15 protein-coding genes are annotated in these 13,446 nt (G+C 45.1%); 12 read left to right on the top strand and 3 right to left on the bottom strand.

What is annotated here, in order from left to right; genetic code table 11:
- The first annotated feature begins 18 nt into the window (after nucleotides 1-18).
- The 6 genes from KYJ26_RS11080 to pepT all read left to right on the top strand — a co-directional run bounded on the left by KYJ26_RS11080 (nucleotide 19) and on the right by pepT (nucleotide 5,747).
- Entirely contained in the window at nucleotides 19-3,042 is a 3,024-nt protein-coding gene (locus KYJ26_RS11080) for an efflux RND transporter permease subunit (protein WP_257474973.1), read from the top strand.
- Nucleotides 3,043-3,056: 14 nt separating this feature from the next.
- Nucleotides 3,057-3,362, top strand: coding sequence for a DUF4359 domain-containing protein (locus KYJ26_RS11075; protein ID WP_219167329.1), 306 nt, complete (start codon nucleotides 3,057-3,059; stop codon nucleotides 3,360-3,362).
- Between the two features lie 59 nt (nucleotides 3,363-3,421).
- On the top strand, nucleotides 3,422-3,592 hold the full coding sequence (locus tag KYJ26_RS11070) for a hypothetical protein (RefSeq protein ID WP_219167328.1): 171 nt from the start codon (nucleotides 3,422-3,424) through the stop codon (nucleotides 3,590-3,592).
- 110 nt (nucleotides 3,593-3,702) lie between these two features.
- A complete protein-coding gene (locus tag KYJ26_RS11065) occupies nucleotides 3,703-4,104 on the top strand; it encodes a YbaN family protein (RefSeq protein ID WP_219167327.1) in 402 nt (133 codons plus the stop codon).
- A 24-nt stretch (nucleotides 4,105-4,128) separates the two neighbouring features.
- Nucleotides 4,129-4,308 (top strand): hypothetical protein, encoded by a 180-nt coding sequence (locus KYJ26_RS11060; protein ID WP_219167326.1) that lies wholly within the window; start codon nucleotides 4,129-4,131, stop codon nucleotides 4,306-4,308.
- Between the two features lie 203 nt (nucleotides 4,309-4,511).
- Complete coding sequence (gene pepT, locus KYJ26_RS11055) at nucleotides 4,512-5,747, top strand: peptidase T (RefSeq protein ID WP_219167325.1); 1,236 nt, start codon at nucleotides 4,512-4,514, stop codon at nucleotides 5,745-5,747.
- 329 nt (nucleotides 5,748-6,076) lie between these two features.
- On the opposite strand, the gene KYJ26_RS11050 is transcribed toward pepT, so the two are convergent.
- Complete coding sequence (locus KYJ26_RS11050) at nucleotides 6,077-8,191, bottom strand: diguanylate cyclase (protein ID WP_219167324.1); 2,115 nt, start codon at nucleotides 8,189-8,191, stop codon at nucleotides 6,077-6,079.
- A gap of 276 nt (nucleotides 8,192-8,467) precedes the next feature.
- Entirely contained in the window at nucleotides 8,468-9,214 is a 747-nt protein-coding gene (locus KYJ26_RS11045) for an NUDIX hydrolase (protein WP_219167323.1), read from the bottom strand.
- 240 nt (nucleotides 9,215-9,454) lie between these two features.
- Here KYJ26_RS11045 and KYJ26_RS11040 point away from each other — a divergent pair, with 240 nt between their 5' ends.
- The 3 genes from KYJ26_RS11040 to KYJ26_RS11030 all read left to right on the top strand — a co-directional run bounded on the left by KYJ26_RS11040 (nucleotide 9,455) and on the right by KYJ26_RS11030 (nucleotide 11,446).
- Nucleotides 9,455-10,114, top strand: a complete 660-nt coding sequence (locus KYJ26_RS11040) for a lysoplasmalogenase (protein ID WP_219167322.1) — start codon at nucleotides 9,455-9,457, stop codon at nucleotides 10,112-10,114.
- A gap of 161 nt (nucleotides 10,115-10,275) precedes the next feature.
- The gene (locus KYJ26_RS11035) at nucleotides 10,276-10,815 is read left to right on the top strand and encodes a sigma-70 family RNA polymerase sigma factor (protein ID WP_219167321.1); all 540 of its coding nucleotides are present in this window, start codon (nucleotides 10,276-10,278) and stop codon (nucleotides 10,813-10,815) included.
- Nucleotides 10,808-11,446: a DUF4367 domain-containing protein gene (locus KYJ26_RS11030; protein ID WP_219167320.1), complete on the top strand. Its 639-nt coding sequence runs from the start codon at nucleotides 10,808-10,810 to the stop codon at nucleotides 11,444-11,446. The genes KYJ26_RS11035 and KYJ26_RS11030 overlap by 8 nt, the downstream gene beginning before the upstream one ends.
- Before the next feature lie 44 nt (nucleotides 11,447-11,490).
- Here KYJ26_RS11030 and KYJ26_RS11025 read toward each other — a convergent pair whose 3' ends face one another.
- Nucleotides 11,491-11,766 carry a hypothetical protein gene (locus tag KYJ26_RS11025; protein WP_219167319.1) on the bottom strand — a complete coding sequence of 92 codons (276 nt, stop codon included), beginning with the start codon at nucleotides 11,764-11,766 and terminating at the stop codon, nucleotides 11,491-11,493.
- 380 nt (nucleotides 11,767-12,146) lie between these two features.
- Here KYJ26_RS11025 and KYJ26_RS11020 point away from each other — a divergent pair, with 380 nt between their 5' ends.
- The 3 genes from KYJ26_RS11020 (at nucleotide 12,147) to KYJ26_RS11010 (ending at nucleotide 13,416) form a co-directional block, all read left to right on the top strand.
- On the top strand, nucleotides 12,147-12,452 hold the full coding sequence (locus tag KYJ26_RS11020; RefSeq protein ID WP_219167318.1) for a DUF3784 domain-containing protein: 306 nt from the start codon (nucleotides 12,147-12,149) through the stop codon (nucleotides 12,450-12,452).
- A gap of 51 nt (nucleotides 12,453-12,503) precedes the next feature.
- The gene (locus tag KYJ26_RS11015; RefSeq protein ID WP_257474972.1) at nucleotides 12,504-12,698 is read left to right on the top strand and encodes a hypothetical protein; all 195 of its coding nucleotides are present in this window, start codon (nucleotides 12,504-12,506) and stop codon (nucleotides 12,696-12,698) included.
- 64 nt (nucleotides 12,699-12,762) lie between these two features.
- Complete coding sequence (locus KYJ26_RS11010) at nucleotides 12,763-13,416, top strand: hypothetical protein (RefSeq protein WP_219167317.1); 654 nt, start codon at nucleotides 12,763-12,765, stop codon at nucleotides 13,414-13,416.
- The last annotated feature ends 30 nt before the right edge of the window (nucleotides 13,417-13,446 follow it).

Here is a 13,446-nt window from a genome sequence, read left to right as displayed (position 1 = left end):
TATCGAAAAGGAGAGATCATGATGAAGAATTTCGTTGATTATTGTTTGAAGAAAAACGTGGCCATCATCGTTTTGGCCGTATTGGTGGTAGCAGCAGGACTGGTATCAACTCAATCCATCAAGGTAGAAACCTATCCGGATGTTGATTCACCCACACTTCTGATACAGGGGGTCTATCTCAATCACTCATCGGAAGAAATTGAAAAAGCGGTAACGACACCGGTTGAAAAAGCGATTGAAGGAATCAAACCGTATGATTCCTTAACGAGCACCACGAGAGAAAATAGCTTTATGATTCAGGTGACCTATGAGTTTGGAGAGGATATGGATGAAATCGAAAGCAGCATCCAGTCTTCGATTGGGAAAATGAATCTGCCGGATGAGGTCGACCTATCCTACAAAAGGATCTCAGCCAGTGCCAAGCCCATCTATAAAATGGCGTTGTCCGGTGAGAATCTGGAGGAGTTACAGAACGATGTGAACGAAGCATTACTTCCATCATTAACGAATGTATCAGGCGTCAGTGATGTCAAGCTTTCGGGAACAACGGACACCAAGATTTTTGTGGAAGTGGATAAAGAAAAAAGCCGTCAGATTGGATTGAAGGCATCGGACGTTGCGGCTGCCTTGGAGAAGGAAAATGTGGTTCTTCCAGTAGGAAACCTTGAGAACGGAGGAGACGGCATTCCTGTCAGCCTCGAGGGGCATGTGAGTACCATCGAACAATTAAAAGAGGTTAACATCCCCATTCCTCCACCCTCTAAACAGGCATCCGGTCAATCGATTGCCCTGTCTGACATCGCAGAAGTAAAAAAGGTGAACGAAGCAAACGCCATTACCCGCTATAATGGGGAACCCGCCATTATCGTGGAAGTGTTGAAAACGCAAGAAGCCAATACTGCCGAAGTGGTGGAAGGGCTAAAAACAGAATGGGAAGGTTTTCATAAAACGTTCGACTATGATTCCTATACCATTATCAATCAGGGTAAAGAAGTGGAGAAATCTGTGAATTCCCTTCTCAAGGAAGGCGGATTTGGGGCCTTTTTCACCGTCGTGATCATCCTATTGTTCCTAAGAAATACCCGGGCGACACTCATTGCGATTTTATCGCTCCCCCTATCCATATTAGGGACGATTGCCGTACTTGATTATCTTGGCTATACCCTCAACATCATGACGCTTGGCGGAATGGCCGTGGCCATAGGACGGATCGTGGATGATAGCATCGTCGTCATTGAGAACATCTATAAGTGGCTCCAAAAGGAAGAATCGTATACGAAACGGGACATCATTCTGAATGCGACAAGAGAAGTGATCGGAGCCGTCAGCTCTTCCACCATTGCCACTGTCGTCGTGTTTCTGCCCCTTGCCTTTGTAGGCGGGATCGTGGGAGAGTTTTTCAGACCATTCTCGATTGCGGTGGTCACATCCATCATTCTGTCACTACTTGTGGCATTCATGGTCATCCCTGTGCTCGCCTTCGCATTTTTAAAGAAAGGAAAGCAGGAAGAGAAAACAGGATGGCTGGCAAAAGGGTACGACGGAATATTACGCAAATCGCTCTCCCATAAATGGGTGGTCATCACGGTTTCTGTCTTGATGCTTGTCGGAGCCTTAGCCATGGTGCCTGGGATCAATAAGTCATTCCTGCCGAGCGGTTCGGCCAATGCTCTTGAAATCGAGGTCGAGCTTCCCGTGTCGACGTCATTGTCTGAAACGGACAAGTTCGCGAAGGACATCGAAGCCGTACTCATGAAAAACGAAGAGGTCGAGTACGTTCAGGGAGCCGTCGGTATGGCAACTAACAGCAATCCATTACAGGTGAAGAGTGGTGGTGATTCAATTGCTACGTTCACTGTCCAACTGTCAGAGGGAGAAACGGTGGAAGCACAGAGAGACCAACTCGAAAAGACCGTTAAGGACCTTATGAAAGAGTACGATCAAGAAAGCACCATCCGATTGAAGGAAATACGCCAAGAGGGCCCTCCGTCGGGTAAAACCGTCGACATCACCCTTTACAGCAAGAATCCCGATCACTTAATAGAAGCAGCGGATAAAGTAGAGAATCTCATGGAGCAAAACGATCAATTGACCAATATCTCAAACACCGCTGCACAACAGCAAAAAAAGATCATTCTGGAGCTGAAAGAGGAAGCCAAGGAGCAGGGCATGACCGAACATGCCGTCTATCAGCAGGTCCAGGAACAGATGAACGCACGTCCCGTCGGAAGTCTTGAATTGGAAGAGGAAGTGTGGGTTTCCTATAATCATCTGGTATCGACCAAAATAGAATTGAATGAAGTCGAGATCATGACTCCTTCAGGAATCCAGCGACTATCGGACATTGCCGAGATCAAGGAAAAGGCAATACCGGCAACGATCGAACATAAGGATACCAAATCGGCCTACACTTTATCTGCCGAAAGCGAAGGGGAAGATGTCGGGAACGTAACAGAAGCCATCAAGAAAGACATGGAAGCCTTATCCTTACCCAGTGATATTGAGTGGAAAGTCGGTGGCGGACAGGACATGATGACAGAGGGATTCCAGGACTTGGGGCAGGCGATGATGATTGCTGTCGGACTGGTGTTCTTGACCTTAACGATCACATACGGTGGAATCATCACACCACTGGTCATTCTATCCTCCATCATCTTTGTCCCGATCGGTTCCCTCGGAGCGCTTATGCTGACGGGTGAAACCTTATCCATGAGCAGCATGATCGGAATGCTTATGCTGATTGGGATCGTCGTGACGAATGCCGTCGTGATGTTAGACCGAGTGGAAAGTAACAGAAGAGAAGGGTTGAAACTGGAAGCGTCGTTAATAGAAGCATGTAATGCCCGTTTCCGTCCGATCTTGATGACCGCACTCGCCACGATCCTGGCCTTGATGCCGCTTGCCTTGTCCGACTCTTCTTCAGGGGTCATCTCAAAAGGCCTGGCCATCACGGTAATCGGTGGTTTGACCACCAGTACACTGCTGACATTAGTCTTTATTCCAGTGCTTTATCGCTTACTGGGCAGATGGAGAAAGGTTTAAAAGGGGTGGATGAAGTGAAAAAATGGATTATTTTATGCTTATGTAGTTTATTCGTCTTATCAGCCATCATGTATATGACCAAACCGTCTCAAGACGACTATACAGCCTGGCTATTGGAGAACATGAGCGACCGTATGGAGGGACAGTCCCCGATGATGTCCATGGGGCTTTCCTTATTCGGGGAGCAAATGATTGAAAACCGTACAGAAGTAAACGACTATCTGGTGTTTAATACGTTTAATACGGAAATGAAGGGGAAACAGCTGAAATTCATCGGCGTCTTCCACACGTTTATTCCTTTGTCATTAGACGGAGAGTGAAAGGTGTCATGGCGTCGCTCATTGATTCATATCCTTAGGGAATGAAAGGGGCTGCTCCCATGATACTCTCACTTTTTTTCTACCTGATGAAAAAAAACAGACAAAAGCAAGTTCAATTCCTAACGCTGAAAAACTTTCTTCAAGCCACTACCCTGAAGGAGGAAATCGTGAAAAAGACCCCTGATCAAAACTTGAATGCCTATTTTGATGAATGGCATGGATGGTTATGAAGCGGGGGACGGGATTTACAATAATCTCCTAAACAAGCAACTCCACCTTTCTGGTATATTTATAGTACAATGAAAGGAAGAAATCCGGCGAGGGTAGGGGAGATGGGTCAATGAAAAAAATGAAGAGCATCCTGTTCATGCTGCTAGGCTTCATCGCGTTAGTGTTCGGGATTGCCGGCACGGTGCTGCCCGTTCTGCCTGGAGGACCGTTTTACTTACTGTCGGCTTATTGCTTTGCAAAGAGCTCCAAACGCATGGAAGCCTGGTTCCAGAACACTTATATCTATAAAAAATACGTGGTCGCCTTCCTCGAAAAGAAGGGAATGACCCTTAAGGAAAAAATCAGAATCAATCTGACGGCAGATTTCTTTATCCTGCTATCCGTCTTGTATGTGGACATTCTAGCGGTCCGAATCATCCTGATCGGACTCGCTTTGTATAAGCATTATTATTTTATCAAGAAAATCCCGACGATCCGTCCTTCTTCGTATCAGGTGGAGGAGAGCCAATAACCCCGTGGGGTGGCTTGAGCTGAAATGAAGAAATACCAATTAAAACGAGATTTTAAAGGCGTGAAAAAAGGGACCGGATTCTATCTGGTTGTCGAATCAGAATACATCGGAATCAAGGAGTATGTGGTGAGAACGCAGGATTTCACCAGAAGGATGATCATTTCTGAAAGAGAAATGGAGAAATATTTTATACGATTGACATAAAGGACCCGTCGATGAGGAGGGTTCTTTTTTTATTAGACAATCCGGCATGATTATGGTGAAAGGGTTCATGATAATGGATTTTCTCACATTTCATATCCCGTATGATTCTTCCTCTACAGTCTCTACTTATGATTAAAAAAGAGCCAACGGACCTGTCCACCCGGCACGAATTTGATATGATAATAAAAAAGGGGGAATAGAACTTGAAACAAGAACTAATCAAACGATTAACCAGATACGTAAAAGTATATACAGAATCCAGGGACGGCGTGGAGGAAACGCCTTCTACACCTGGTCAGCTCGTCTTAGCCAATATGCTCGTGGAAGAATTGAAGGAAATCGGAATGACCGACGTTTCAATAGACAAGTATGGCTATGTGATGGCGACATTGCCGTCCAACACGGAAAAACAAGTCCCTGCCATTGGATTCCTTGCCCATGTGGATACGTCAGAAGACTTTACTGGGGAAAATGTGAAGCCACAGCTCGTGGAAGAATACGATGGTCAGGATATCGTCTTACATAAGGAGCAAGGGATTGTAATGTCTGTACAGGATTTTCCTCAGCTCTCCGGATATAAAGGGCACACCCTCATGACAACGGATGGGACGACCCTTCTCGGTGCGGATAATAAAGCCGGGATTGCCGAGATCATGACGGCCATGGCATACTTGATCGCTCATCCTGAAGTGAAGCACGGGGATATCCGCGTGGGCTTCACTCCGGACGAAGAAACAGGAAAGGGTGCCCATAAGTTCGATGTGGAACGGTTCAATGCCGAGTTCGCATACACAGTGGACGGTGGCCCGTTGGGTGAATTGGAGTATGAAAGCTTTAATGCCGCAGAAGCGAAGATCACCATCCTCGGCCGGAACGTCCATCCAGGAACAGCAAAAGGCAAAATGGTGAACGCGGCCAAAATCGCCATGGAATTGAATTCTAAACTGCCTGTGGAAGAGGCACCAGAATCGACAGATGGATACGATGGATTCTTTCACCTTACCTCGATCCACGGTGAGGTCGAAGAGGCAGCGGTGAATTACCTAATCCGCGATTTCGATCGTGAAAGCTTCAATGGACGGAAAAGAATGTTAGAAGAAATCGTCAAGGATCTGCAGGACATTTACGGAGAGAAAAATATTCAGCTGGATATCAACGACCAGTATTTCAATATGAGGGAGAAAATCGAGCCGGTCTTTGAAATCGTGGAACTCGCCAAGCAGGCCATGGAGAATTTGGAGATCACGCCGGATATCAAACCGATTCGTGGCGGGACCGATGGATCTATTCTTTCCTTTATGGGACTGCCGACGCCGAATCTCTTTACCGGAGGGGAAAATTACCATAGCCGATATGAGTTTGCTTCAGTCGATAATATGGAAAAGGCGACCCGGGTCATCATTGAGATTGTGCGGCTGTGTGAAGAGAGAGCAGAATAAAGAGGGACCTGACCCACTGGCACTGCTTGTGGAATAAAAGACTCGTCGATGATGGACGAGTCTTTATTGATGTAAGATTAAAGATTTTTCGACAATCCGGCATGGTTATAGTGGAAACTCGCATGATTATCCTCAATCCGGCATGATTATTGTGAAACCCGCGCGAATCTTTCAAATCCCGTATGATTCCCTTCAATACCCGCACGATTCCTTCCAAAAGTTAGATGGATGCTCCCATTCAACTCCATATACAGACCAAATCCCAATAAAACAGACACTCACAATCACGAAAAAAAGAGCCAAGGGACCTGTTCCCCCGGCTCAAATATTCAAGAACAAACCGCCACTTGATCCCGTCCGTTCCGTTTCGCTTGATACAATTGCTCATCGGCTCGTTGAATCATTTCGTCAATCGAGAGAAGATTTGCCGGCTGACTGCTGCAGAAACCGATACTGATGGTCAAGTAGATGAAAGTGCCATCACGGAGCTTCAGGCCTTCTTCCCTGAATACGTCCAGTAGCTGATGGGTCCATTCCAATGCCTCATGTTCTTCAACATTTTTCAAAAACACGATAAATTCTTCCCCGCCAAATCGCCCGACGATTCCCTTTTCATGGAATACCTTCTTGATGAGGTCGGTGGCAAAGATGATCGCTTCATCGCCGATTAAGTGTCCGTACCGATCGTTGATGCTTTTAAAGTGGTCGATGTCGATCAGCAAGAGGGATGAGGGTTCAGCCCCTGTATACATGTCGTTTACCTTCTCCAAAAAGTACTTGCGGTTTAACAGATTTGTTAAGTCATCCACCCTGGCTGATTTCTTTAACTCATCGAGATATTCTTTCTGAGCGACGAGGGCGGAGAACTGCTCGATGAATGCGGGAAGGAAGCTTTCCATGATCGACAGGTCCACTTCTTCCTGAGAGCTCCAGATCACGAAGCATCCGGTGTGGGAACGGGATGAAACCGGTACGGTGAAAGTGGAAGCGTCCAGGATACCGGAGCTGCCATTCTGGAATGACTTAAACTGATCTATGTAGAAATCTTCGAGATTTTCCGTTACGTTCACCTTCGATAGTACCTTCCATCTCGTCCTCTCCTTCGTCAGATAAAATCCCTTTTCAAAATGGGTGATATCCATCAAACAATGAAGTCCTTCTTTAGATAGGGATGTAAGATCCTCCATTTCGGTCATCCGATTCACGGCATGTTGGAGAAGTGTGTGGACATAGTACTTCTTTGTTTCATAGGCTTTCTCTTTCCTTATTCGCTTGATTCTGTCGGCGAGACCCAGGGAAAGGACCAATACTTCAAAGACAATCCCGACCTTAGGGGCATAGAGCGTAAAGTCCGTCAACGGAAGAAGCTGAAATGCCGCCAGGATGTTCAGTAATACGCCGATGAAAAGAAGAGACCAGGCAGTGAGATAGAACTTCGCTTCTCTTGTCTTCAGCCTGACCGTCACGGCGATGCCGACCAGAAATAGAACGAATCCCGTCGCTATCAACGTGCTGATCATGGTCATCGTGCCGATATTGACAAAGAAAGGCAATACCAGGCATAAAGCACACATCACATTGAAGAAGGAAATCACTTTATGGAGTATCGGCGAATGTTCTTTCAGCTGCAGGAAGTGCTTTGCGAACAAAAGGGCGAATAGAGATGTCCATATAATGAAGAATGAATTCGACCTCAGTGCCCACCACGGAAAGTCCCCCCATATAAACTGAAAGGCGAAACCATCCCAGATCGCCTGCATCATCGTAAATCCGGAAACAAACAATATGTAATAGAGATAACTTTTCTCCTTAAGTGAAAGGAACAGGAACGTATTATACACAATCATCGCCAACATGATCCCATAGAAAATCCCGTGAATGGATTGATTCATATAGTTGGCTTCCGAGAACGCAATCGGATCCCATAGTGACACCGGTGCTTGGAAGAAACTATCGGTCTCTATTTTTAAAAAATAGGTTGTGGTCGTTTTCTCCTCAAGATTCACTGAGAATACAAGATTACGATGCTTATAGTCTCTCTTGTCAAAGGGATAACGGTATCCCATCGTCTCTTCTTCCTGCAGTCTATTCCCTTTGAGGGCATACAATGTAACCGAACTTAGATGCGGCTTCTTGATTTCGAGGAGAAGATTTCTCTTCTCTCCAGAAGGATTGGCCAGATTCACTTTCAGCCAATATACGGTGTCCGAAATATCCCCGGAAGGATCCAAAGCGGGCAGCGGAACAAACTCGCCGCTTTTCCTGAGGATCTCTTTATCGGTAAGGTGATTCTCATCAACATACACTTCGAGTTGGTTGGAGAGATCCAATTCTTGCAGGGAATCGGGTATAACGACATTAGCCGCTGCCAGCACAGGAAAGACCGGTCCAAAAATCATCGTGAAAGTAAAGGTTAGGAAAAACAAAGTCGCAATTTTTTTCATAAAGGAGGCTCCTGGATTTACTTAATATTGTATGATTATAGCATAGGATTTTTGGTAGGAAATTGAAAAAGGGTAAAAAAAACGATTGATTTCCTCATTCTATAATAAGGGGAGATTGTATGGGGCTGTTCCAGATTCATTAGTGAAGGGGGAGCGTTCTGATTCACTTATCCTTGAACGGGGAGGAATTGCTCGATTACTTAGAGAATCATGTAGATTCCCAGAATCTTATGATACGTTTAAATAGAGGTCCTGTTTGGACAGGACCTGTTCCCATTACTTCACCTCTTCCTCCAACACCACCGTCAAAAAGTCCGACCTCGGCCTTTCATCCCTCTCGAGGAAATCGGAAACGGCCAACCGGTCTGCAGGAAGTTGGACTATCGAGGCAAACTCCGGCTTGTGGCCAGCCTCTTTTAAAGACTGTATAAATGTCTCATAACGCTTCATAAATTCCGCGGAATCAATCCGTAACTGAATCATATACACGAGGGCAATATTTCCCCAATGCACGATATATCGGGGCTTCACGCTTACAACGACATGAGGGTCATCCAAATCGATGCCGACTTCTTCCTGCACTTCCCGTTTCAGAGTGCCGGCTATGTCTACTCGGCCCCCGTGGATGTCCTCTTCATCAATGCCCCCGGCAACGAATTGAATGCGTCCTGGAGTAGCGGTCCAATCATTCATCTCACCTAACATGAACTGATGATCCTTCGTAAGGAGCACACCGTTCGCTACGATGACTCTGCATTTATATGGATCTGTCATATTCCCATTCTTTGTATATGAAAAATGAGCATAATCCGTTTTATGCAACGTGACCCTCAGCTCATCTTCCGTTTCGCACATCCCTTTGATCGAATAGACTACACCCCTGTGAAACGCATTGCCACCTGATTGAAGCGTTTCCCAATAAGACTCGATGGATTCTTGAAGGGTATCTGGAAGAAGCAGGGGTTCATCAGCAACGGATAGGGTTACGTCCGACGGGATTTTTTTGATCTGGACTTTGTTCACTTCTTTTACACCTCGTTTTTATGATTTGGCAATGATACATGGTGCCAAGGGACCTGTCCCCATGGCTCGTTTTTTATTTACGTATGGTTTAATGGAAAGTTTCATCTTTGGATTTCAGAAATGCGGGAGGAGAAGTTGTGAGACCCGTCCCTCGCGGCCACAATAGAAGGAATTCCCCTACCGAATCGAGTATATATATCAAGGAACAATAAAAATCTCCACCACTGGATGTGACGATTCGTGAAAAAAAGTTTATTGCCCATTTTCATTGCCTTGATGGGGGCTCTTTATCTATTCATCATTCCGCAAGATCCTTTACCGGTTAAAGTCATCTTTAAGCTGATTCCGATGTTCCTCATCATTTTCTATGCATTCCTTCAGTTACCTGCCAAATCCGCATCATCCATGCGTCTCATCCTTATCGGCCTGTTCTTCTGCATGCTCGGGGATGCGTTCATTGCCTTTTCGTTTGTAGCGGGACTCGGTGCTTTTCTGGTTGGGCATGTGTTCTATCTGTCCAGTTTCTTAAAGGTGTCAAGTAGGACGAAGTGGGGGCTCGCAGCGTCGATCCCGATTGCCTTGTATTCCTTCACCATCGGCAGTCAGCTCATTAAAGCCCTTCGAACGGGCGGGGATGACATTCTTGTCATTCCGGTCCTGGCATACATGGTGATCATTTCCCTGATGGCCTTGTCGGCAATCATGACCGGAAACAAGTGGGCCATCTCAGGTAGCCTTCTATTTGTCCTGTCTGACTCGATTCTGTCATGGAACATGTTCGTGGCCGCTATCCCTTATTCGGATGTCCTGATCATGTCAACCTACTATTCAGCACAATTCCTGATTGCGGGCAGCCTCGCGTCCTTTTCGGGGGACAAAGTGAAAGAAAAGATTGTATGATCTGGAATGGTTTGTCATAATGATACCGAGCAATAGCGACACACATCCTGTCGGGGACTCCTCGCCGGGATTTTTATTTGGATTATTTTGTAAAAAACAAACCTTTTTCATTTGAGAACCGTCTTATTACTAGAGATACATAAAGCAGGTGAATGTTTAAAATGGAACAACGGACGAAATCCGAGAAGGACCGACTACTTGAGGAAGCCATGACACAGTACGGAAATGATGTCTATTATGTTGTCTATTCGTATGTAAAGGAACACAGTCTGGCAGAGGACCTGACCCAGGAGATTTTCATCAAGTTTTATAGAAAAATGGATACCTTCAGAGAGGATTCCTCTTTGAAAACATGGATCATCAGCGTGGCCGTCAATCACTGCAAGGATTACTTAAGGCGGTGGGACACAAGGATGGTCAGTATCTCCAACAAGATCAATGAAATGGTCAAAGGGAAAATGGGTGCGCCTGAACAAACCGTGATCGAGAACGAGCGGAATTCAGCACTGATCGAGAGCGTCTTATCACTTCCCGTTAAATATCGGGAAGTCATCTTCTTATATTATTTTGAAGAAATGAAGTTAGCTGAGATCGGTGTGAGCCTCGACATCAACACGAATACCGTGAAAACCCGGCTGACAAGAGGCAAGGCATTGCTCGGTTCCACGATCAAACGTAGTGAGGTGTATAAGAATGGATGAACTGAAATCTTTACGTGGGTTGATGAAAGAAGAAACGTTCAAAGGCCGGGGCTTTACGAATAAGATGCGAGAGAATATCCTGGATGAAATCCATTCCAAGCAGCCCAAGTCGTTTTCTCTTCCCAAAAAACCGATATTTGCCCCCATCATGTCTGTACTATTTTTCGCCGCCTGCCTTTCGATTTTTGTTTACTTCGGTGGAACACAACTGGGTATCTTCGGAAGTAACGCGAGCGCCCCGTTATATGAAGCAAGCGATCGCCCGGAGGTTCTGGGACGGGAGTTCAAGTATATCACCAAGGTTCCATTCGAGGTGAAAAATGTCAGCACCAAAACAGGAGATGGACCAACTGGAAGCAGGCAAGTAGTCACCCTCATGGGACCGGAAAAACAGACGATCAGGATATCATTTCAGCTTCTCGAGCCGGGGACTGATACGACCTTGTCCCAGGATCCGGTGAAAGTCGGTTCTTCTCAAGGAAGTTATTCTGAATCAGAGGGTCCCCTAAAGGTGAGTATGTTGACATGGATAGAAGGCGATGCCATGTATGATATGACATATATGCCGGCACGATCCGGCATCACTCTCTCCAAAGACGAGATGATCAAGCTGGCGGAGTCCTTCCGTTGATGAAAATAGGGTGGTGGATACCTGCTCCATCACCCTTTTTCATGTTATGAGGTCCAGTATACGGAATTCACAATGGTTCCGTTCTTGTCATAGGTGACTTCTTTCCACTGCCTCCCGCCATTCTCGCTTCTGTATAGGAGGATCGTGTAACTCCCCGACATTCTTCGGGAGAATTCCTGCCAGGTGACGCCACCTTGGCCGCCTCCATCTTCAATGGCATCACTTCCGTCATTTTCAGCAGCGAGTGTAGCAACTCCTGTGGTAAAACCGGTCGACAAAATCAAAGAAGATACAACGGCATACGTAAAGAAACGTATCATTAAAATCACCTCGTGTTGTTAGAAAATGACAATAATCCAAGCTAATCATACTATAAAATTCTTGCATTCGATTACTCCCCAAGCAAGGATGTGGTAGGAAAATCACGGGTCAAGATCTGAATAGCTATCGGAATCCGATTAGGATATTAATATTTTAATAATAGCGAGATAGAAAGATGGAAATTTGACAAGTTGGCATGAATAGGAAAAATTCCGCGCGATTATCGGGATCTTGGCATGATGAATTCGAGACCGGCATGAATAAGGAAGGGATTGAATAAAGTTTGTATATTTGAAATAATTGGTAGTGTTGGTAGTGATGTGCTTAACAAATGAAAGTAAAAGGCAAGATTAATAGACTCATTTAGGAGGAACTTCCAATGTACCTACCCTTTATCATTTGTATATGCGTTGGACTACTGATTGCCTACCTCGGATATTTAATCAGGGTAAAGAAAAAACTCTATCTGATTGCCGGTTATCAGGACGATGCATACAAAGGGGACAAAGAGAAACTTGCGAAGGTATTTGGCTTATATATAATGATGGTCGGTATGATGACAATGATTCTACCGTTTGCCCTTGAATTTATTGGACTCTATACAGGAACGGTATTCGGGATTTTGATAGGAGTTTCAGCCATCGTCCTCAGCGTGTATGTGATGAGAAATCAGATGAGGACATGAGGAGAAATCGCAAACCGATCAGGAAAACAATAGAAAAGGGAGTGAATCTTCTTGAGTACCGATCAATCTTCCGAACAGGCCAAATGGAGTGGGAAATACGGAAGTCTTGCTATTGCATTCTGCAATTTGATAACGTGCATAACAAGCTGGGGAGAGAATTGGATTCTTACTGTTCTTTTAGGGATGGGCGTATTGGTTTGTGGAACAATGGGTATTTTTGATCTTAAACAACATATAAAAGGATAGATGTTCTGTTCCTTCCCGCAACTGCGTTTATTACATATGATTAATGAAAAAGGAAGTTGAATTCATGATTAAAAATAAAAAAAATCTCATAGCTTCAGGCTTGATCCTGATTCTTTGTATGTCACTTTATTTCCCATTTCCGGATGCCCCAATGGTTTATGAGCGGATGACGTTCATGTCTTTTCCTATACAAGATCAAGATGGATACAATGTGCTGGCGATCATCGGTTCTTTCTTATTTATCTTTGCTATCGTTTTACTTGTAAGGGGTCTGTCAAACTACCATATCCGCACCGTGATCATCGTTGCAATTGTTTATTCTCTATTACCATTTGGACTTATAAAGGTTTATCAGGAAACGATGGCGGATGGAATTAGGGCTATTTCATACGATGGGAAGGGAACGTGTGACTTTGAGAAGATAGAGGAAGAAGAATTTACAGGGGAATGTAATATGCTTATCTCTAATCATAGCGGGGAACCAGTTACCTTTGAAATTGAATTCCTGGATACTTTTTTTCCAGGATCCAAGACGAGATTCACCTCTCTCATGAATGAAAACGGTCCCTACACTGTCACAATCGAAGCGAATGATGAAAAATCAGTCAGCCTGGAGGAGATACTCGACCTATCGGATATTCCCAATCATGTTGATGGGGGCAGCTCAACGGAGGTCCATTTTAAAATCAAGGATGGGGACAAAGAACGGATTATGTAGTGAGCATTGGATTTAATCAACTATAAAGGG

The organism is Rossellomorea orangium, from assembly GCF_019334305.1.
Lineage (GTDB): Bacteria > Bacillota > Bacilli > Bacillales > Bacillaceae_B > Rossellomorea.
Note: the sequence above shows the minus strand (reverse complement) of the source record. Positions and strands in the feature narration are given on the sequence as shown.